The 19,859-nt window shown below is 45.8% G+C and carries 17 protein-coding genes; 8 read left to right on the forward strand and 9 right to left on the reverse strand.

The window, feature by feature from the left end:
• Positions 1-159: 159 nt before the first annotated feature.
• The 5 genes from fre to trxA all read right to left on the reverse strand — a co-directional run bounded on the left by fre (position 160) and on the right by trxA (position 5,968).
• Positions 160-873 carry an NAD(P)H-flavin reductase gene (gene fre, locus HLM86_RS17725; protein ID WP_170883499.1) on the reverse strand — a complete coding sequence of 238 codons (714 nt, stop codon included), beginning with the start codon at positions 871-873 and terminating at the stop codon, positions 160-162.
• Between the two features lie 267 nt (positions 874-1,140).
• The gene (gene ubiD, locus HLM86_RS17730) at positions 1,141-2,997 is read right to left on the reverse strand and encodes a 4-hydroxy-3-polyprenylbenzoate decarboxylase (protein WP_076590292.1); all 1,857 of its coding nucleotides are present in this window, start codon (positions 2,995-2,997) and stop codon (positions 1,141-1,143) included.
• An 82-nt stretch (positions 2,998-3,079) separates the two neighbouring features.
• On the reverse strand, positions 3,080-4,075 hold the full coding sequence (locus tag HLM86_RS17735; RefSeq protein ID WP_076590291.1) for a hypothetical protein: 996 nt from the start codon (positions 4,073-4,075) through the stop codon (positions 3,080-3,082).
• A 103-nt stretch (positions 4,076-4,178) separates the two neighbouring features.
• Complete coding sequence (gene rho / locus HLM86_RS17740; RefSeq protein WP_076590290.1) at positions 4,179-5,438, reverse strand: transcription termination factor Rho; 1,260 nt, start codon at positions 5,436-5,438, stop codon at positions 4,179-4,181.
• Between the two features lie 203 nt (positions 5,439-5,641).
• Positions 5,642-5,968: a thioredoxin TrxA gene (gene trxA, locus HLM86_RS17745; RefSeq protein WP_076590289.1), complete on the reverse strand. Its 327-nt coding sequence runs from the start codon at positions 5,966-5,968 to the stop codon at positions 5,642-5,644.
• Positions 5,969-6,080: 112 nt separating this feature from the next.
• On the opposite strand from trxA, the gene rhlB reads away from it, so the two are divergent.
• Both rhlB and gppA read left to right on the forward strand, forming a co-directional pair.
• Positions 6,081-7,385 carry an ATP-dependent RNA helicase RhlB gene (gene rhlB / locus HLM86_RS17750; RefSeq protein WP_076590288.1) on the forward strand — a complete coding sequence of 435 codons (1,305 nt, stop codon included), beginning with the start codon at positions 6,081-6,083 and terminating at the stop codon, positions 7,383-7,385.
• A 7-nt stretch (positions 7,386-7,392) separates the two neighbouring features.
• Positions 7,393-8,883, forward strand: a complete 1,491-nt coding sequence (gene gppA / locus HLM86_RS17755) for a guanosine-5'-triphosphate,3'-diphosphate diphosphatase (protein WP_076590287.1) — start codon at positions 7,393-7,395, stop codon at positions 8,881-8,883.
• Positions 8,884-8,948: 65 nt separating this feature from the next.
• Here gppA and HLM86_RS17760 read toward each other — a convergent pair whose 3' ends face one another.
• The 3 genes from HLM86_RS17760 to recQ all read right to left on the reverse strand — a co-directional run bounded on the left by HLM86_RS17760 (position 8,949) and on the right by recQ (position 12,011).
• Entirely contained in the window at positions 8,949-9,617 is a 669-nt protein-coding gene (locus HLM86_RS17760; RefSeq protein ID WP_076590286.1) for a 7-cyano-7-deazaguanine/7-aminomethyl-7-deazaguanine transporter, read from the reverse strand.
• A gap of 233 nt (positions 9,618-9,850) precedes the next feature.
• Positions 9,851-10,183, reverse strand: coding sequence for a DUF3630 family protein (locus HLM86_RS17765; protein WP_076590285.1), 333 nt, complete (start codon positions 10,181-10,183; stop codon positions 9,851-9,853).
• On the reverse strand, positions 10,176-12,011 hold the full coding sequence (recQ, locus tag HLM86_RS17770) for an ATP-dependent DNA helicase RecQ (RefSeq protein ID WP_076590284.1): 1,836 nt from the start codon (positions 12,009-12,011) through the stop codon (positions 10,176-10,178). Before recQ ends, HLM86_RS17765 begins: the two co-directional genes overlap by 8 nt.
• Before the next feature lie 149 nt (positions 12,012-12,160).
• Here recQ and rarD point away from each other — a divergent pair, with 149 nt between their 5' ends.
• The 5 genes from rarD to HLM86_RS20375 all read left to right on the forward strand — a co-directional run bounded on the left by rarD (position 12,161) and on the right by HLM86_RS20375 (position 16,853).
• A complete protein-coding gene (rarD, locus tag HLM86_RS17775; protein WP_076590283.1) occupies positions 12,161-13,078 on the forward strand; it encodes an EamA family transporter RarD in 918 nt (305 codons plus the stop codon).
• 71 nt (positions 13,079-13,149) lie between these two features.
• Positions 13,150-13,944, forward strand: a complete 795-nt coding sequence (locus tag HLM86_RS17780) for an AraC family transcriptional regulator (RefSeq protein ID WP_170883498.1) — start codon at positions 13,150-13,152, stop codon at positions 13,942-13,944.
• A 73-nt stretch (positions 13,945-14,017) separates the two neighbouring features.
• On the forward strand, positions 14,018-14,683 hold the full coding sequence (locus tag HLM86_RS17785; RefSeq protein WP_170883497.1) for a LysE family translocator: 666 nt from the start codon (positions 14,018-14,020) through the stop codon (positions 14,681-14,683).
• Positions 14,684-14,774: 91 nt separating this feature from the next.
• Positions 14,775-16,523, forward strand: coding sequence for a gamma-glutamyltransferase (ggt, locus tag HLM86_RS17790; protein ID WP_170883496.1), 1,749 nt, complete (start codon positions 14,775-14,777; stop codon positions 16,521-16,523).
• Positions 16,524-16,718: 195 nt separating this feature from the next.
• Positions 16,719-16,853 (forward strand): hypothetical protein, encoded by a 135-nt coding sequence (locus HLM86_RS20375; protein WP_290310713.1) that lies wholly within the window; start codon positions 16,719-16,721, stop codon positions 16,851-16,853.
• 292 nt (positions 16,854-17,145) lie between these two features.
• On the opposite strand, the gene uvrD is transcribed toward HLM86_RS20375, so the two are convergent.
• Entirely contained in the window at positions 17,146-19,317 is a 2,172-nt protein-coding gene (gene uvrD, locus HLM86_RS17795) for a DNA helicase II (protein WP_076590279.1), read from the reverse strand.
• Positions 19,318-19,589: 272 nt separating this feature from the next.
• On the opposite strand from uvrD, the gene HLM86_RS17800 reads away from it, so the two are divergent.
• Positions 19,590-19,850 carry a BufA1 family periplasmic bufferin-type metallophore gene (locus tag HLM86_RS17800; protein WP_076590278.1) on the forward strand — a complete coding sequence of 87 codons (261 nt, stop codon included), beginning with the start codon at positions 19,590-19,592 and terminating at the stop codon, positions 19,848-19,850.
• Positions 19,851-19,859 lie beyond the last annotated feature (9 nt).

Below are 19,859 nucleotides of genomic sequence, written 5' to 3' on the forward strand. Positions count from 1 at the left end.
ATGTCGAGAGCTTGAGAAACGTGCATAAAAAAATCCGATAAACAGGGTCTATCGGATTTTTACATATTGGGAGGATCGTTCAATTGATCTGCCGATTAATGCCTTAACTGATCGGCATTAGGGCAAAAAGCCCTCTTTATTTGAACCACTAATTCGCATTTAGATAAATGCATAAGCATCAGAGAACATACGGTCACTTTGTGCTTGCTTATTCTGTGTGAATTGTTCTCTTGCCGCCCCTGCCATTTCAAATCTTCCCGCAATATAAATGTCATACGCCGCCAAAGAGTCAAAATCATCATTCACGGCCTGGAGTACATTCCCTATCTTTCCATTCCACTCAGACGGCGGCGCTTCCAAAACGGGCACAAAATGTACGTTTCTATGCTGCGAGGCGATGTTGTTCAACTCATCTTTGGCATATAGCTGCGAGTCGTCACGCCCTCCCCAATAAAGGAAGATCTCTTTAGCATAATTCTGTGCAATACAATGGTCGAGTATTGACCGAACGTAGCTAAAGCCGGTTCCTCCAGCAATAAGAATTATTGGGCGGTCGCTACTCTCACGAAGACAGGCGTCGCCATGAGGCGCCTCTATGGTCACTTCACCATTATTGTCTAGCGCACTTTGTAAAGCTTCAACGACTTCGAGCGCATAAGCATTTCTCTCTGCTGCTCCAATATGAAGCTCTAATTCACCTTGGTGGCGACAAGGGCTGCTGGCAATAGAGAAAGGACGCTTATCCTTTTCACCCATGACGACCATAAGATACTGACCTGCTTTAAAATTGACAGGCGAGTTTGGGTGCAGAAGAATCTGATGTGTATTACAGGCTAATGGCTTAATTGATTTTACTTTACATTGGATGCTCATGATGTTCCTCTTACCTACTCCTCAAAAGTAAGTACTAAACGACTTTATGCTTAAGCTTGGCACGCCAATATCTACCTGTATTTTGCTCTTTCTGTGTGAGCATAGGTTATAGGTGATACAAGACTGCCTCTTCTAGTTTATGTCATACGGCAAGCAGCGCATGCACTCATCTGACAGTGAGAGGAAACGGAATGGTTATCACATGCCGCTTCCAACGGTATTTGTATTTAAAGTTCAATGTATTGCGGTAAAAAAGAATAAAGGAGGTCATTGAATACCCAACTTATCCCACAACGTATCTATTTTCGCGACGACTTGAGGATCTTTCTTAATCGGCAAGCCCCATTCCCGGTTTACCTCTTCTCCCTCAAATTTGTTCGTGGCATCGAGGACCAAACGGGATGAATGGCTCAGCGTCGTATCAATCTGCTTTGTGTCACGTGCAGGATCCATGCGAGTCGTTATCGCCCATATAATATCATGCCAATCTTTCACATTAACGTCTTGGTCACAAAGTACGACAAACTTAGGGTCACCATGCGTTAACAGAAAAGCCTCTATTTTGTTCACTAATTCTAGCGACTGCCCCGCGCGTTCCTTTTTCATTGAAATAATTACAAATCCATTGTTGTGCGCCATTTCAGGTACATATACATCAACAATCTCAGGAAACTGTTGAATAAAATGGGACAAAACAGATGAAGTTAACCGTGAAAAACTCCGTCCATCGGACGTTGAACCTACTAATTCCGCTTCCCACTTTATGGTCGCATCTAGGCCCATCTTCGAGCCAAGGCCAACAACTGGGGATGCAAAGTCCAACGAATCAATCGGGGTATTTTCTATAAATAATGTATCCCTTACCGGATCCATATGTTCAGTCATCGCTCCCACCACCTGATCCCAATCGCGTGCATTGACTTTGTCATCACACACAACGACAAACTTGGTGTACATGAACTGACGTAAGAAAGACCATACTCCCATCATGACTCGTTTGGCATGACCGGGATATTGTTTCTTCATCGTCACGACCGCCATGCGGTACGAGCATCCCTCTGGAGGTAAATAGAAGTCTTCTATTTCAGGAAACTGCTTTTGCAGAATTGGCACAAACACTTCATTAAGGGCAACCCCAAGAACCGCAGGTTCGTCTGGCGGTCTCCCCGTGTAGGTACTGTGATAAATAGGATCTTTTCGCATCGAAATATGCGTAATAGTAAAGACATGATGCTTTTCTTTTTCGTTGTAATACCCCGTATGATCACCATATGGGCCTTCGTCAGCGAATTCATTCGGATCTATGTACCCTTCCATAACAATCTCAGCACTGGCAGGAACATCAAGATCATTACTGATGGACTTAACAACTTCCGTTTTCTTGCCACGCAGTAGACCAGCAAATGCATACTCTGACAATGTATCGGGTACGGGTGTGACAGCGCCAAGAATCGTTGCTGGGTCAGCCCCAAAAGCGACAGAAACAGGGAATGGAGTCCCCGGATTCGTTTCCATCCAGTCACGTAAGTCCAGCGCTCCGCCTCTATGAGCGAGCCAACGCATAATAATTTTGTTCTTCGCGATTTTCTGTTGTCGATAGATGCCGATATTCTGACGTTTTTTACTCGGACCTTTGGTAACCGTGAGGCCCCAAGTAAGAAGCGGAGCAACATCGCCTTGCCAACAACTCATCACCGGCACTTTATCCAGATCTACCTCGTCACCTTGCCAGACAATGTCTTGACACGGTGCCTTACGTCGCCGCTTCACAGGCATATTGAGCACTTGCTTAAATACTGGCAGCTTTTCTAGCGCATCCTTAAACCCTTTTGGGGGTTCGGGCTCCTTCAGATAAGCTAACAACTTACCGACCTCACGTAATTCTTTAACGTCTTGTCGCCCCATCCCCAACGCTACCCGTTCAGCGGTGCCAAATAGGTTAGCCAAAACGGGCATGTCATAACCGATCGGATTCTCAAACAACAACGCGGGTCCACCCGCTCTTAGGGTGCGGTCACTGATTTCGGTGATTTCATAGCGCGGGTCTACAGGGTGAGCAATCCTTGTCAGCTTCCCTTTGCACTCCAAATGAGCGATAAAATCGCGTAAATCCTGAAAACTCATAGCTCTTCTGCTGACTGATTATATTGCGGGCAGTATAACAAAAACTAGGCCTAGAAGAGCCTTGTTTTTATTGGGGTTATACCTATTGTGCTAAGGCGTTCAAAATCGCGCTACGGCGAACCGTCTGGTTGTCATTCGCTAATTCTTGCAACCATAGTCGATAGCCCTGATTGGCCAATTCCCGCGCAACCATCAAGGCTTCGTCTTTGACGGCCATTTTTTCAATTAAGAAAACCTTTGCTTCCTCAGGCAGGGGTTTAATCTGTGCCAACGCCTTAATAGCGTGTTGCTTTAAGCTAGGATTAAAAGACGCTTGAATAATTTGCTGTACGGCAAACGAATTCCCCGTTTGCGCCAATCGGCTCAACTCACCTTGACTGTTAAAATCTGCACGCATCCGCCAAAGTATCTTATAAAGATCGGCATTTTCACTGATTTGCGCCAGCTTCACCATCACCACAGATGACGGCAGCCAACTCGTCACGGCCTCATCTGTCAATTGCGCAGTTAGCCCGGCCACCGCTTCATACGACAAACTGTCCAATTCTTTAATCAAGAGTGCTTCTCTCGCTTGTACTTGATAACGGCTGCCTGACAACCAGGTTTTCAATTGTAACTCACCGCGTTCGGCCTTCAGAACAAAGTCAAGCGTCGACTGGTCTTGTTTCCATCGTTTTAGAAGACGACTGGCAATCGCTGGATAATTGAAAGCAGGGACAGAAAACTCATAACCCTCACCTCTATCGAACACCTCATAGGTGGGAATCATGGATTTTTGTCGTTCCACAAAGATGGCGACTCTAGGAGTAAGAATGAGATTTTGTTCTTCGATGGTTTTGAGGAGCAAGTAACGAGCCGCCTCTTGCTGAGGTAACGCTATCCGTTCAAGGGAAAACTTGAGTGAATCGAGCTTATTTTCATATAAGTTTTGGAGGAGGGCAGAAACTTTTTTCTGAACTTGCTCATCCTGAAGCAACAATTCGACTTTTTCTGGCTGCATTTCTAAAGCAACGACCGATGTCGTACCAAATAACAGTGAAGAGCACAGGATAACTGACGACAACATTCCTTGTTGCATGTTAACTTCCTTTTAACATTTCACCTGATTGTGAAGCCTATCAGATAAGAATGCAAACAAAAACGCCATCGACAATATCGATGGCGTTAGAAGTCACATTTTGTTATTGACGCCGCATCGCATCAAAGAATTCATCGTTGGTCTTGGTCATAGCCAGCTTGTCGATGAGAAACTCCATTGCATCAATGTCACCCATTGGGTGAACGATCTTTCTCAGAATCCACATTTTCTGTAGTTCGTCTGCTTTAGTCAGTAGCTCTTCACGACGGGTCCCACTGCGATTAAAATCAATCGCTGGAAAAACACGTTTTTCAGCAATCTTTCGGTTCAGGTGCAACTCCATATTACCTGTCCCTTTAAACTCTTCGTAGATCACTTCATCCATCTTCGAACCTGTATCCACTAGCGCTGTTGCGATAATGGTCAGACTGCCTCCCTCTTCAACGTTCCGTGCCGCGCCAAAGAATCGCTTAGGACGGTGAAGGGCATTAGCATCAACACCACCCGTCAGAACTTTACCTGATGATGGCACAACCGTGTTGTATGCACGAGCCAAACGCGTAATAGAGTCCAGCAGAATGACAACGTCCTTCTTATGTTCAACAAGACGTTTGGCTTTTTCAATCACCATTTCGGCAACTTGCACGTGACGTGAAGCGGGCTCATCAAACGTCGATGCAATCACTTCGCCTTTAACAAGACGCTGCATCTCTGTCACTTCTTCAGGACGCTCATCGATAAGAAGCACCATGAGTTCACATTCAGGATGTTTGTAAGCGATACTTTGGGCAATATTCTGCAACAACATGGTTTTACCCGCTTTTGGCGGAGCGACAATCAAACCACGTTGACCTTTACCAATGGGTGAAGCCAAGTCCAGTACGCGTGCAGTAATATCTTCCGTCGAGCCGTTGCCACGCTCCATCACCATACGCTCATTGGCGTGTAATGGAGTCAAGTTCTCAAAAAGAATCTTGTTGCGAGCATTGTCAGGCTTGTCATCATTAACCGTATTGACTTTCAACAAGGCAAAGTAGCGTTCGCCGTCTTTCGGAGGACGAATCTTACCCGCAATGGAGTCACCCGTCCGCAAGTTGAAGCGGCGGATCTGACTCGGTGATACATAGATATCGTCAGGACCTGCCAAGTAAGAGCTGTCAGCACTGCGAAGAAAGCCAAAGCCGTCTTGAAGTATTTCCAGAACCCCGTCGCCAAAAATATCTTCACCACTTTTCGCGTGTGCTTTAAGGATGGCGAAGATAATGTCTTGTTTTCTTAAACGCGCTAGGTTTTCAAGGCCCAAGCTTTCGCCAAGTTTGACAAGATCAGACACAGGTCTGTTCTTCAGTTCTGTTAGATTCATGGTGGTGGATACTTTTTTAGTCAAAATAGGATCTGTTTTTTAGTTAAGATGAATTTTGGTCACAGGATCGACCAAGAAGAGAAACTTGTTTAATTAACGTGCGATAAACTAGCACTAAATACTAGCCTAGTCTAGATTTTGTTGGCGTTCAAAAACAAAACCGTGCATTTGAACAAAATGCACGGTCATACCAAGCCATTTAATTATAGGTTAGCGTCCAAAAACTCTTTCAATTGAGTCTTAGAAATCGCACCAACTTTGGTCGCTGCAACATTACCTTCTTTAAACAGAAGCAATGTAGGGATGCCACGAATACCAAATTTAGGCGGTGTATCCGCATTTTGATCGATATTCAGCTTCCCGATAGTGAGTTTGCCTTGGTACTCTTCTGAAATCTCGTCGAGAATAGGGGCAATCATCTTACAAGGACCGCACCATTCTGCCCAAAAATCTACAAGAACCGGGCCTGCAGCGTTGATTACGTCGTTCTCAAAACCGTCATCAGTCAGCTGCAAAATCTTATCACTCATCTTCCACTCCAATGTGCTTTTTTGGGACTGGTTGGATGGTAACCAGTATTTAGATGCCCTATTGGAATGTATTTACTTTCGTATTGCAAGCTTAAGCTGATATTCTATACCTATGAAAAAGACGCACATCACAGAGCAAAAGTTCGCCAATTTGGGTTTACACCCCCAAGTTACTGAAGGTTTGGAAACTAAAGGGTTCAAAATTTGTACCCCTATCCAAGCCTTGGCGTTGCCGGTCCTGCTCACCGGCCAAGACATCGCAGGCCAAGCCCAAACGGGTACAGGTAAGACATTAGCCTTCCTGACTGCTACTTTTAACCACTTACTAACAACAGGAGAAAATGAAGGCCGCAAGCCGACTCAACCACGAGCGATTATCATGGCTCCGACGCGAGAACTGGCAATTCAGATTTACAATGATGCGGAACCTCTTATCGCAAGCACCGGAATCAAAGCTTGTTTAGCCTACGGTGGCGAGAGCTACGAGAAGCAACTTGGTAAGCTTGAACAAGGGGTGGATATACTGATCGGCACCACAGGTCGCATTATTGATTTCTACAAACAGAAAGTGTTTAACCTAAAACAAATTCAGGTTGTGGTTCTCGATGAAGCAGATCGTATGTTTGATCTCGGCTTTATTAAGGATATTCGTTTCTTGTTTCGCAATATGCCGGAACCGAAAGAACGTTTGAATATGTTGTTTTCAGCGACCCTCTCCTACCGAGTTCAGGAATTAGCATTTGAACATATGCATAACCCTGAGCGTGTCGTCGCCGATCCAGAGCGTAAAACCGGACACCGCATCCAGGAAGAGTTATTCTATCCTTCAAACGAACACAAAATGTCACTTCTGCAAACGCTCATCGAAGAAGAATGGCCTGACCGCGCCATCATTTTCGCCAATACCAAGCATAAATGTGAATCCGTCTGGGGACATTTAGCCGCAGACGGCCATCGTGTTGGCTTACTGACGGGCGATATCCCTCAGAAGAAGCGCGAACGTATTCTTGAACAATTCACTCGCGGTGAAGTAGATTTGCTGGTCGCAACCGACGTTGCTGCCCGTGGACTGCATATCCCGCAAGTCACCCACGTCTTTAACTTCGACCTACCCGACGATTGCGAGGATTATGTTCACCGCATCGGCCGTACAGGCCGCGCTGGAGAAAGTGGCCACTCACTCAGTTTTGCCTGTGAAGATTACGCGATTAATCTGCCTCCTATTGAGGAATATATTGAGCACAGAATTCCTGTGTCTGATTACGACCCTCAGGCCCTGATCGAGGATCTTCCTGCGCCAATACGCATGCGTTCAAATCGACCTCAGCAGCAACGTCGCACCAACACCGGCGGCCCTCGAAACGGCAACCGTCGTTCAACCCACCGCTCACGGCCACGCCATAAAAAGGATTCTTAAGTCGCCTATGAACCAAGCAGTTTCATCACCCCTTTACGCAGCTATTGACCTTGGGTCGAACAGTTTTCATATGCTCGTTGTGCGCCACATTAGTGGCAGTGTTCAAACAATGGCGAAAATAAAACGCAAAGTTCGCCTTGCGGCAGGATTAGACAAAAGTAACACGCTAAGCCTAGAAGCAATGCAACGTGGATGGGACTGCTTACGTTTATTTGCAGAACGGCTTCAGGATATTCCACAAGGCAATATTCGCATTGTTGGGACCGCTACGCTCAGAACAGCCACCAACGCCGCTGAGTTTCTCAACAAGGCGAACAAAATTCTTGGGCATGACATTAACGTCATTGATGGGGAAGAAGAAGCCGCCACTATTTACAAAGGGGTGGCTCATACCTCGGGAGGCAATGGTCGCCGCTTAGTCGTTGATATAGGCGGTGCGAGCACTGAAGTCATTATTGGCGAAGGCTTTGAAGCCAAAGCTTTGACAAGCTTACAGATGGGCTGCGTGACCTGGCTTGAAAAACACTTTCAAGACCGTCAATTGACCATCGAAAATTTTGATCGTGCAATTCAGTCCGCGAAGCAAACACTTCAGCCCATTTTGCAACAATACTCGCAAATAGGCTGGGATATGTGCGTCGGAGCATCTGGCACGGTGCAAGCACTACAAGAAATCATGCTGGCTCAAGGTATGGATGAGATCATCACGCTCACCAAACTCAAGCGATTACAAAAGCAAGCGATGTTGGCCGAGTACCTTGAGGAGCTGGATATTAGTGGTCTGACACTTGAGCGAGCGTTAGTGTTCCCAAGCGGCCTTTCTATCCTTATCGCTGTCTTTGAGTTACTTGAAATTGATTCCATGACATTAGCGGGCGGGGCACTTCGTGAAGGCCTTGTTTATGACATGGTCGACGAACTCAAACAAAGCGATGTCCGCTCTCGAACCATCACCAACGTTCAGATCCGCTATCAAATTGATACCTTGTATGGAGAACAAGTCGCAAGCTTGGCCAGCAAAATGCTCGACCAATGCGAAAAAGACTGGATTGTTGAAGAGCATGGCGCTGTCCTGTTAAGCACAGTAGCACAACTCCATGAGATTGGGTTGTCCATCGATTTCAAGAAGGGTGGAGAGCACAGTGCTTATCTGCTGCAACACCTAGATTTACCGGGCTATACACGAGCACAGAAACATTTCCTCGGTGAGATTGCTCGCCGCTATCGCGATCAACTCACCTCTATCCCAGAACAACATGCCTTATCAGGGACCAGTGCAAGAAGGTTACTTCGCTTACTGCGACTATCGGTCTTACTCACTCACCGTCGAAATCCGCAGTTAGAGCCGAAAATTTTGATTCAGTCGGAGGGGGATAAGTTATCACTGATATTAGAGAAGCAGTGGCTAGATACCAATCCTTTAACGGCAACGGAATTGGAAATAGAGGCTCATCAGCAAAGTGACATTGGCTGGCCACTGAGCATTATCACACGCTAAATCCTATTTCGAACACACAACAAGCCCAGTAGATTGACTCTGCTGAGCTTGTTTCTTTTCCTTTCTCAGTGAGCGCCAACCGCTTTAAATTGAGGGTTTACCGCCGTCATTTTCTTAATCAAAAAGTTGAGTAGTACCCCGTACATAGGGACAAATAAACCTAAGCTAATGATCAATTTAAACCCGTAGTCGACCAACGCAATTTCTGTCCAATGCTCAGCCATAAAAGGATCTGAACTTTGGTAGAAAGCGATAGCAAAAAATGCAATGGTATCCAACGCATTGCCAAAGAGTGTCGAGCACGTGGGCGCAACCCACCACTTTTTCATCTGGCGCAAACGGTTAAAGACATGAACATCTAAAATTTGTCCTAGCAAGTAAGCCATAAAACTCGCAATAGCGATACGTGCGACAAAGACATTAAATTCCCCCATTTGGGAGAAGCCTTGGTACTGCCCCTCGAAAAATAGGACAGACAGACCGTAAGACACCGCCAAGGCTGGTAACATCACCCAAAAAATGATGCGACGAGCTAATTGAGCCCCAAAGATTCTTACGGTTAAATCCGTTGCTAAGAAAATAAACGGAAACGTAAACGCCCCCCAAGTGGTATGAAACCCAAAGAGAGTGAACGGTAGCTGCACTAAGTAATTACTTGATGCAATGATAATCAAATGGAATAGGACAAGTAGAAAAAGGGCTTTGCGCTGCTGCGCTGGGGTAAAATGACTCATGCTGTACCTTTTTAGTTTGGTTTGGGGGTGAGGGAACCCAAATCGACCACCTCCTCGTCACTGGAGCCAGCCTAACCAACAATTAAATAAAAGAACCTTGATATTTAAGATAATCTTCGTTTGGTCATATCAGCACCTTAACGTTGATAAATCTCTCGGTCGGCGATTATACATTAACCAACTTTCACTTCAACCAATCCGCCATCAACAATTGCAGGCCTCAGAGATTGCGTTTAAAAACCACGTAGAAACAAAGAAGCAAGAAAGTCGAGTTCCTCTCTAGCGTCTCCGCTAGCCACAGCTTCAAACCAAACACATTCGCTGTAATGCTCAGCTCGGAGAAATAACTGACAACCCTCGAAATCAATCAACCATGAGTGAAGATCAGCATCCGACTGCTTTTCGATGGCATTGGCTGAAAGCAGACCTAACAATGTCTCCCCTAGTATAGGGAAGGTATCAAAATCAAAACTCGGGGTGCGCACAATCATACGGCTTTGCTCAGCTTCATATTGTATAAGCCCAAAATCCGTCTTCTGGTCTGAAAATATTTGCGGGTCAACCATGATGGGTTACATGCTCCTGTATAAGATCTAAAAATGAGTCAGCATATTTTTCTAACTTACGCTGCCCAACCCCGTTGACTGCCAGCATTTCACCATACGACGTGGGTAAGATTTCGGCCATGTCGATCAAGGTCGCATCACTAAACACGACATAGGGAGGGAGGCCATCTTCATCGGCAATCGCTTTCCGCAATTTACGCAATTTTGCAAACAACTTCTTGTCGTAATTTTTGCTGATCAATTTATCCGATTTTGCCGATCGCACCGCGGTGTCTAACCTAGGTACGGCCAATTCAAGCGCAGTCTCACCACGTAAAACAGGGCGGGCTTCTTCGGTCAACTGCAATGTCGAATTACGGGTAATATTCTGAAACAACAAACCTTTATGAATGAGCTGACGAAAAATACTCACCCAGTAGTCGTGGCTATTCTCTCGTCCAATCCCATAAGTAGTCAGTTTATCGTGACCATTTTCACGTATTCGGATATTTTGCATCCCACGTAGCACTTCGACCACGTAGCCCATACCAAAACTTTGATTGACTCGATAAACACAAGATAATGCTTTTCTCGCCTGCTCTGAACCATCAAAGTGTTTGGGTGGGTCCAAGCAAATATCACAATTGCCACACGGCTTTTCGCGATATTCACCAAAATAATTGAGTAAAACCTGACGTCGGCATGTTTGAGCTTCAGCAAACGCACTCATTGCATTCAGTTTGTGCGATTCCACCTTTTTCTGCGGTCCGTCATCTTTCTCATCTAACATTCGCCTTAGCCAATTGATATCTGATGGGTCAAATAACATCATGGCTTCTGCTGGCAAGCCATCTCGACCGGCTCTGCCTGTTTCCTGATAGTAAGACTCTATATTACGCGGGATATCAAAGTGGACAACGAAACGAACATTGGGTTTGTTGATTCCCATCCCAAACGCAACGGTGGCAACAACAATTTGTATATCGTCTCTTTGAAAAGCCTCTTGAACATACCCTCGCTCATCGGCGTCAAGCCCAGCATGATAACTGGCAGCCCGTATGTGGTTGTTACATAACTTCTCAGTCAACATCTCAACTTTTTTACGACTACCACAATAAATGATGCCGCAGTTTCCTTTATGCGTTGCGAGAAACCGAATCACTTGTGAGACAGGTTTATGCTTCTCAACCAAAGTATAACGGATATTGGGTCGGTCAAAGCTACTCAGATAGGTCTGTGGCGCGTCCAGCTGAAGGCGTTGTATGATATCGTTGCGAGTGGCATCGTCAGCGGTCGCGGTCAGCGCCATCACTGGAACATGAGGAAACCACTTCTTAAGTTGGCCAAGAGACGCGTACTCTGGCCTGAAATCATGCCCCCATTGAGAAATACAATGTGCTTCATCAACCGCTATCATCGACACCGATAGCTGGTTAAGTCTGTCCATAAAATCTCGCATTAATACGCGTTCTGGAGACACATAAACCATCTTCAACGCACCGGTATTCATGCGGTTGTAAACCGAAACAAGCTCATCCCTTGTCATGGTTGAGTTGATGCACTCTGCCGCCACACCGTTCGCCTTTAACTGATCAACTTGGTCTTTCATCAAAGCGATCAAGGGAGAAACAACCACAGTTAACCCACTACGCACCAACGCTGGAATTTGGTAGCAAAGGGATTTGCCCCCTCCTGTTGGCATGATCACTAAACTATCTGCGCCTTTAACTGCACCATCAATGACGTCTTTCTGACCATCTCGAAAAGTCTGATAGCCAAACACGTCTTGCAAAACACGTTGTGGGGTGAGCGATGGATCAGATTGTTCAGCAAGCAGGGTCGCAGTCATGAATATCTCAATTGGAAAAGAAACAGGGAAATGCAAAACGCCATTGTAGTTGTGATTGGATGCGAATAAAACCGTAATTTATTAGGTGATTAGTTACCTCATTCGTATAATGTTCGTTCAGTTTATTAGACTAACCATTGAGAAACCCAATGACACCCGAAGAACAACACAGAGCAAAGCAAGGTATCTTACTGGCCATTGGTGCTTATACTATGTGGGGCATTGCTCCCATTTATTTTAAACTTGTCAGCGACGTCTCCCCCATGGAGATTCTTAGCCACAGAGTAATATGGTCTTTTGTCTTTTTGGCCGCGTTGCTTCAACTTGGCAGTCGTTGGAATAAGGTCCGTGAAGTCATCAGTTCTAAAAAGAAGATGCTATTTTTGGTGGTAACCTCAGTGATTATTGCGGCGAACTGGTTAATTTTCATTTGGGCAGTCAACACAAACCACATGCTTGATGCCAGTCTCGGTTACTATATTAACCCCTTGATTAATGTTGTGATTGGAATGGTATTTCTTGGTGAGCGTTTGCGTAAAATGCAGTGGTTTGCCGTCACGCTCGCTGCCTGTGGGGTTATGGTGCAACTGGTCATTTTTGGTTCAGTGCCCATCGTCGCGATCGCGCTCGCATTAAGTTTCGGTTTGTATGGTTTATTGCGCAAAAAAATCAGTTTAGATGCTCAAACGGGCCTGTTTATTGAGACATTACTCTTACTGCCCGTAGCGGCCATTTATTTGTTGTGGTTCGCCGATAGCTCAACATCAAATTTGGCATTGAATGATCTCCAGTTAAATGTCTTGCTGATTGCTGCTGGGGTGGTTACAACGCTGCCCCTACTTTGCTTTACCAGTGCTGCTACTCGTCTCAAGCTCTCGACCTTAGGCTTTTTCCAGTACATAGGTCCAAGTTTAATGTTCCTGCTCGCTGTCCTTGTTTACGATGAAGCTTTTACGATTGACAAAGCCGTGACCTTTGCTTGCATTTGGGGAGCTTTGCTCATTTTTAGTGTTGATGGGTTTAGAGCCAGTAAACACCTGCGTCGTCCGCCGCCAACAAGTCGGTGATCATTTTTTACAAGACAATCAATTGAGCAAGCGCTAAAATAGGTCAATATTTGACCAAAACTTAGCGCTTCATGGAACAGGTTCACTATCACACCACACAACATACACAACTCAGCCTGATTGAAGCCAATTATCAGTCGTTCTCTTTTACGCGCCACTACCACCTAGATTTTCATATTGGCCTGATTACGGAAGGAGAACAAAAGTTTCAGTACCAAGGTACTCACTACCATGTTGGGGCGGGCCAGCTCGTGATCATGCCACCTGATGAGCTTCACGATGGGCAATCCCTATGTCAATCTGGCTATCAAGTTCGTGTGTTTACACTTGAGCCATGTTGGTTTAGCGAACTCGCACAGTTACAACGCCCTCAGACCCAGATTCACTTTAAACAGCTGGTCATTTCTGATGACAAACTGTTCACTTCCCTTGCTAAGCTGCACGGCCTGCTCGCCAACAGCAAAGTAAGTCAATTAGCGCAAGATTGTATGCCATATGAAGGGTTTGAGAGACTCTTTCGTCACTATGGCAGTGTAAAACAAACCCACGTTACTCCTTTGGGTAACCAGTCCATCGCCACCCTCAAAGACTATTTACTTGATCATCTCGACCAACCTATCCGTCTGCAAGATCTCTCACAACTTTGCCAACTCAGCCCGACTCAATTTCAACGTCATTTTAAGGCAAAAATAGGGATCACCCCTTACGCTTGGTTGACTCGCCTAAGACTCGAACAAGCGATGAAGCTACTCAGAGCAGGAGGCCATAGTATCGATGTCGCCTATCAAATCGGCTTCTATGATCAAGCCCATTTTATCAAGGCGTTTAAAACCACTTTTGGCATCACTCCTTCCCAAATTAATTAATGTCATTTTTTTACAATCACCGCAGGTCGCTGTTAGGCATAATCCCACCATTATTTCATTGCCACCAATTATTATGAACGAACTCACCATCCTAGCCACGCTTGCTGTGGTTCATTTTGTTGCTCTCATGAGTCCCGGCCCAGATTTTGCCCTTGTGGTCCAAAACTCGACCCGCTTTGGTCGAGAAACCGGTCTTTATATCGCTCTGGGCCTGTCATTTGGCATTCTATTGCATTCGATTCTCAGTTTGACAGGTGTCAGCTATCTGGTTCAGCAGCAACCTAGCTTATTTGCCGCCCTTCAATTCGCTGGCGGTAGTTACTTATTGTATCTAGGCCTAAGTGGCCTCAAAACCGTGTGGAAAGTCATTAGAACGTCGAATTCTTCCGTCGATTCTTCACTGCCCCCCTTTGTCCTCAGCAATAAGCGTCAAGCTTTTTCGCGAGGATTGGCGACCAATATTCTCAATCCGAAAGCGCTCGTCTTTTTTCTTAGCCTGATGTCCAGTCTGGTTCCTGCGAGTATGTCTATAACGGGAAAAGGATTCGCGGTCTTGATTCTCTGGAGTCTGTCATTCTTATGGTTCTCTTTTCTTGCCTGGGTGCTTTCCACACCCAGTATGCAAAAGAAAATCCACAGTCTGTCTATTTACATTGATGGGCTATGCGGAGTTTTGTTCACGCTTATTGGTCTGAGTATTGTTGGGCAATCATTAACGACATTACTGTTATTTGTGTAATTTTTGATTCTACGCAACATTTATACAACAAACCTTTAGACTCTTTTTGCTTCCACTGTCACCCTGTCTGCGCATAAAAAAGGAGAATAAAATGCAGTGGAAACGTAAATTTATCACGACGTGTTTAATGTTGACGTCAATGGGGAGCCTTGCCGATCAAGCGGCCGATTCCGTCGCTCCAGAACAAAGCAGTGGCTTAGAAAAAAAACAGCTGGTTAAAGCGAACGATTGGATGGTTACCGCTGCAAACCCAATCGCCACACAGGCGGGGGCTGCAATTCTAAGACAGGGTGGCAATGCCATCGATGCCATGATCACCACTCAACTTATGTTGGGCTTGGTTGAGCCGCAATCGTCTGGTATTGGGGGTGGCGCTTTTCTGGTGTACTGGGATGCAAAGCAACAATCACTGACCACCTATGATGGCCGAGAAACTGCGCCACTAGCAGCAACGCCGCGTTTATTTCAGGACAAGAGTGGAGAACCCCTACAGTTTTACGATGCTGTGGTCGGTGGCCGTTCTGTTGGCACGCCCGGAACCGTCAAGTTGATGTGGGAAACACACCAAGCTCATGGAAAACTGAAATGGTCGACCCTAATTCAGCCGGTTATTGAAGTCGCACAGCAAGGCTTTGAAATCAGTGCCCGTTTAGCCACGCTTATTGCGCAAGATGCGGATCGCCTATCACGCTTTCCAAGCACAAAAGCCTACTTCTTTAACCCTGACGGTACACCCAAAGTCCAAGGTGCTTTGCTCAAAAACCCTCAGTACGCCGCCACACTGGAAGCAATATCCAAAGGGGGAGCAAATGCTTTTTATCAAGGAAAAATTGCCGCAGATATCGTCGCAACCGTACAAAACGCTGCTGGCAACCCGGGAGTCCTCGCACATCGGGATTTAAGCAATTACCAAATTATACAACGTGAGCCTGTTTGCTCCGCTTACCAGAGCTACAATATCTGTGGCATGGGCCCACCAGGCTCGGGTGCTTTAACAGTAGGACAAATTCTGTCCATTACTGAGCAATTTGATCTCAAGAACTGGGGCCCCAACAGCGCCAAATCCTGGCAAGTGATTGCGGATGCCTCTCGTCTAGCGTTTGCCGACAGAGGTATGTACATGGCAGATGAAGACTTTGTGCCCATGCCAACTAAAGGATTACTCGATTCTGACTACCTAAAACAACGAGCAAAATTAATCACACCAGGAAAAGCGCTTGACTCTGCACCAGCAGGCAACCCACCTTGGGACTATGCCCGAGTACAGAGCAAGGATGAATCCATTGAGCTGCCATCCACCAGTCATTTCAACGTCGCAGATAAAGATGGCAACGTGGTTTCCATTACCACGACGATTGAAAACGCGTTTGGGTCACGCCTGATGACGAATGGCTTTTTGTTAAACAATGAATTAACTGACTTTTCATTTAGAACCCACCAAGACGGACGGCCTATCGCCAATCGTCTTGAGCCAGGTAAACGCCCACGCTCATCAATGGCACCCACCATCATTATGCAAAATGGCAAACCCTATATGGCCATTGGCTCTCCAGGCGGAAGTCGTATCATAGGCTATGTTGCTCAAGCCATTATCGCTCACACACAATGGGGAATGGATATCCAGCAAGCAATAAATCAGGCGCATATACTGAATCGTTTCGGTACGCTGGATATTGAGCAAGGCAGTCAGGCCGAATCACTAAAAGCGGAGCTGGAAGAAATGGGCTTTGACGTAAATGTTCGCGACCTAAACTCAGGGTTACACGCTATTTTATTCAAAAATAATACATTGGAAGGTGCCGCGGATCCTCGACGCGAAGGAACGGCGGTCGGCCAATAACGTCGATCAGCTCACCAGTTTGTGAGATATCTCTTACAAACTGGTGAGCAAATACAGCTTTCTTAGTGAGAAAACCTCATCATAAAATGACTAAGTAACTGTTATATAACAACAAGTAAATTCTCCCAATAAAAAAGGTTTTGCTAATGTACTTTCACCGGCTTGCTGAAAAGGGACAAAACCGTAAGATGGTTTGTGTCGGAGGGAAGTCGGCACGGAACAGGAACTGACCACGGATTTGGTTATCTTCAGGAAGAAGGAACGGTTGCTCAGGATGAACAATCGGCAAGGATAGCAAACTGGACATTGAACGGACTCAATAGTAACTAGGATGGTTGCTACTAAGGATGGGAAATGGACACCTCTGGAAGAGGGAAGGACTTGTCATCAGGATGATGAAAGGACACGGCTTAGGATTGAGCAAAGTGAGCTAACTAGGACAGTTAGTGGACCAGGATAGGGTCAAAGGACACCGCTAAAGGATGGCGATGAATGGACTAAGCTGAAGGACATCAGCATATACTATCAAGGATTAGATGCATGGAGCACCTTTAGTAGCTGGATTGCTGCGAGTAGGACCACAACCCCGAGAAGCGCAAGCTCTCGGGGTTTTTCTTTGTAATTACAATTGCTCCAGTTTCGCATAAGCGGTCACTAACCACTTAATACCCTCGCCATTAAAAGCAACCTGAACACGACTTTGCGGACCACTGCCTTCAAAGTTAATGATTGTCCCTTCACCAAATTTGGGATGCACAACTCTTGAACCCAAACTAAAACCTGTTTCATTGAAGGTGTCTTTGACGACCGTCTGACTAAAACGTCCAGCGCTGGCTGGACGGCTTACTTGTGCTTTCATTCGCACTTCATCCAGACAACTTTCCGGCAACTCTCTGATAAAACGCGACGGCTTGTGATACTTATCCTGACCATAAAGACGACGCATTTCAGCATAAGTAATGTAAAGTTTCTCCATTGCGCGGGTCATACCGACATAACATAAGCGGCGCTCTTCTTCGAGACGTCCTGCTTCTTCGGCTGACATCTGGCTTGGGAACATGCCCTCTTCGACACCGACCATGAAAACCAAAGGAAACTCTAAACCTTTCGCACTGTGCAACGTCATCAGTTGGACCGCGTCGTCGAACTCATCAGCTTGCCCTTCGCCCGCTTCCAGTGCAGCGTGAGTAAGAAAAGCCGTCAGCATCGTCATTTCGTCAGCCTCTTCAGGCTTCTCAAACTGCCGAGTCGCCGTCACCAATTCTTCAAGGTTTTCAACACGAGCTTTAGATTTTTCACCCTTTTCTTGTTCGTACATAGCGAACAAGCCTGAGTATTTAATGACATGATCAGCTTGCTCATGAAGTGACAACTCACGAGTATCATCTTCCAGAGCCGTGATTAATTCAACGAAACGACTGAGCGCGCCCGCGGCTCGATTCGCCAACACTTTTTCCTCAAGCAAGATCAGGCTGGCATCCCACATCGTGCAACCGCGATCACGTGCAGCGAATCGAATCGTCTCAAGCGTTTTGTCACCTAAACCACGCGTCGGTGTATTCACCACTCGCTCAAACGCGGCATCATCGTTCCGATTTGCCATTAGGCGAAGGTAACTCAACGCATCTCTTATCTCCTGACGTTCAAAAAACCGCATTCCACCATAAATGCGATACGGTAACCCTGCCTGAATCAATGCTTCCTCAAGAACACGAGATTGAGCATTGTTTCGATAAAGCATCGCTGCGTCATTTAGTGCCGAGCCTTTTTCCTGCCATGCTTTGATCTTACTAACAGCAAAGCGCGCCTCATCAAGCTCGTTGTATGCTGAATAGACAGAAATAGGCTCGCCTTCACTTCCCTCTGTCCAAAGCTCTTTGCCCATACGTTCAGTATTATTGGCAATCAAAGTATTCGATGCTTCTAGAATTGTCTTGGTAGAACGATAGTTTTGTTCTAGACGGACAGTCTTCACTTTGGGAAATTCGTGAGTAAACTTTTCAATATTTTCTATTTTTGCCCCGCGCCACCCATAGATGGACTGATCATCATCGCCGACAATCATGACATGAGATTCTGGTCCCGCCATCATTCTCAACCACGCGTACTGGATATTGTTGGTGTCTTGAAATTCGTCAACCAAAATATGCTTAAAACGAGCCTGATAATGGTCACGAATAGACTTTTTATCGCGCAGAAGTTCATGAACTCGAAGCAAAATTTCGGCAAAGTCGACCAGCCCTGCTCGATCACACGCTTCTTGGTAGGCCGCGTATAACTGAAGGTAAGTCTGAGTGATAGGATCACGGTAAGCATCAATATGATTGGGGCGCAGACCTTCGTCTTTCTTGCCATTGATCCACCAAGCTGCCTGTCGAGCCGGCCATTGTTTCTCATCCAGATTCTGAGCTTTTATAAGCCGACGCAACAATCGCTGTTGGTCATCAGAATCAATAATCTGGAAATCTTCTGGTAGTCGGGCATCAAGATAGTGAGCACGTAGAATGCGATGACAGATGCCATGAAACGTGCCATTCCACATTCCCGAAGCGCTTCCCATCATAAGCTCTTCTATACGGCCACGCATCTCAGCCGCCGCTTTATTGGTAAAAGTCACGGACATAATCGAAAACGGCGAGGCCTGCTCGACTGACATTAACCAGGCAATACGATGGACCAACACGCGCGTTTTACCACTGCCTGCGCCCGCGAGGACAAGTAAGTTTTCTAATGGGGCAGCAACAGCCTCACGCTGTTTGTCATTCAAACCGTCAAGAAGTAAAGAAGGGTCCATTGGGTGCTCAGCTACTGGTTATCTATACATGAAAAGTGATTATAACCTAAACACCCCACGTAGTTCAGAACAAAAAGCACAAAAAATAATGTTTATATTTATGTGATAAAACAACAATTTAAATATGAAAAGAAAATGATTGCATGTTTTTTTATCATTTTTATGAAAGTTTGTTTGGGCTTTTTCTATCCTATTAGTTAAGCAAGTTGATGAATTAGTTCACGATTCACTTGCCCACTCAAATCAAAGGAATAACGTCTAAGGAAATTATTATGAAAAAGTCTAATCTTGCGGTTACCGCCGCTATTACTGGTTTATTAGCATTGGGTGGCACCGCTTTAACCGCTGCTCCGGCAGCCGCTGCAGAAAAAGAAAAGTGCTATGGCGTCTCCAAAGCGGGTAAAAATGACTGCGCGACCAAAACCAGTTCTTGTGCAGGTACTGCAAAAGAAGACAACCAAAGCGATGCATTTGTTGTCGTGCCAAAAGGTCTGTGCGGTAAGCTGTCTGGTGGAAACACTCAGTCCTCTTAATGATTTATA

Origin of the sequence: Vibrio ostreicida (assembly GCF_013074385.2) — a bacterium.
Taxonomy (GTDB): Bacteria; Pseudomonadota; Gammaproteobacteria; order Enterobacterales; family Vibrionaceae; genus Vibrio; species Vibrio ostreicida.

Excerpts from the sequence above, each read along its gene's own strand:
- fre (WP_170883499.1), bottom strand. The coding sequence starts at position 873 with ATGAGCATCCAATGTAAAGTAAAATCAATTAAGCCATTAGCCTGTAAT.
- HLM86_RS17760 (WP_076590286.1), bottom strand. The coding sequence starts at position 9,617 with ATGAGTCATTTTACCCCAGCGCAGCAGCGCAAAGCCCTTTTTCTACTT.
- rhlB (WP_076590288.1), top strand. The coding sequence starts at position 6,081 with ATGAAAAAGACGCACATCACAGAGCAAAAGTTCGCCAATTTGGGTTTA.
- rarD (WP_076590283.1), top strand. The coding sequence starts at position 12,161 with ATGACACCCGAAGAACAACACAGAGCAAAGCAAGGTATCTTACTGGCC.
- rho (WP_076590290.1), bottom strand. The coding sequence starts at position 5,438 with ATGAATCTAACAGAACTGAAGAACAGACCTGTGTCTGATCTTGTCAAA.
- ggt (WP_170883496.1), top strand. The coding sequence starts at position 14,775 with ATGCAGTGGAAACGTAAATTTATCACGACGTGTTTAATGTTGACGTCA.
- HLM86_RS17735 (WP_076590291.1), bottom strand. The coding sequence starts at position 4,075 with ATGCAACAAGGAATGTTGTCGTCAGTTATCCTGTGCTCTTCACTGTTA.
- HLM86_RS17780 (WP_170883498.1), top strand. The coding sequence starts at position 13,150 with ATGGAACAGGTTCACTATCACACCACACAACATACACAACTCAGCCTG.
- HLM86_RS17800 (WP_076590278.1), top strand. The coding sequence starts at position 19,590 with ATGAAAAAGTCTAATCTTGCGGTTACCGCCGCTATTACTGGTTTATTA.
- gppA (WP_076590287.1), top strand. The coding sequence starts at position 7,393 with ATGAACCAAGCAGTTTCATCACCCCTTTACGCAGCTATTGACCTTGGG.
- uvrD (WP_076590279.1), bottom strand. The coding sequence starts at position 19,317 with ATGGACCCTTCTTTACTTCTTGACGGTTTGAATGACAAACAGCGTGAG.
- ubiD (WP_076590292.1), bottom strand. The coding sequence starts at position 2,997 with ATGAGTTTTCAGGATTTACGCGATTTTATCGCTCATTTGGAGTGCAAA.
- HLM86_RS17765 (WP_076590285.1), bottom strand. The coding sequence starts at position 10,183 with ATGGTTGACCCGCAAATATTTTCAGACCAGAAGACGGATTTTGGGCTT.
- HLM86_RS17785 (WP_170883497.1), top strand. The coding sequence starts at position 14,018 with ATGAACGAACTCACCATCCTAGCCACGCTTGCTGTGGTTCATTTTGTT.
- recQ (WP_076590284.1), bottom strand. The coding sequence starts at position 12,011 with ATGACTGCGACCCTGCTTGCTGAACAATCTGATCCATCGCTCACCCCA.
- trxA (WP_076590289.1), bottom strand. The coding sequence starts at position 5,968 with ATGAGTGATAAGATTTTGCAGCTGACTGATGACGGTTTTGAGAACGAC.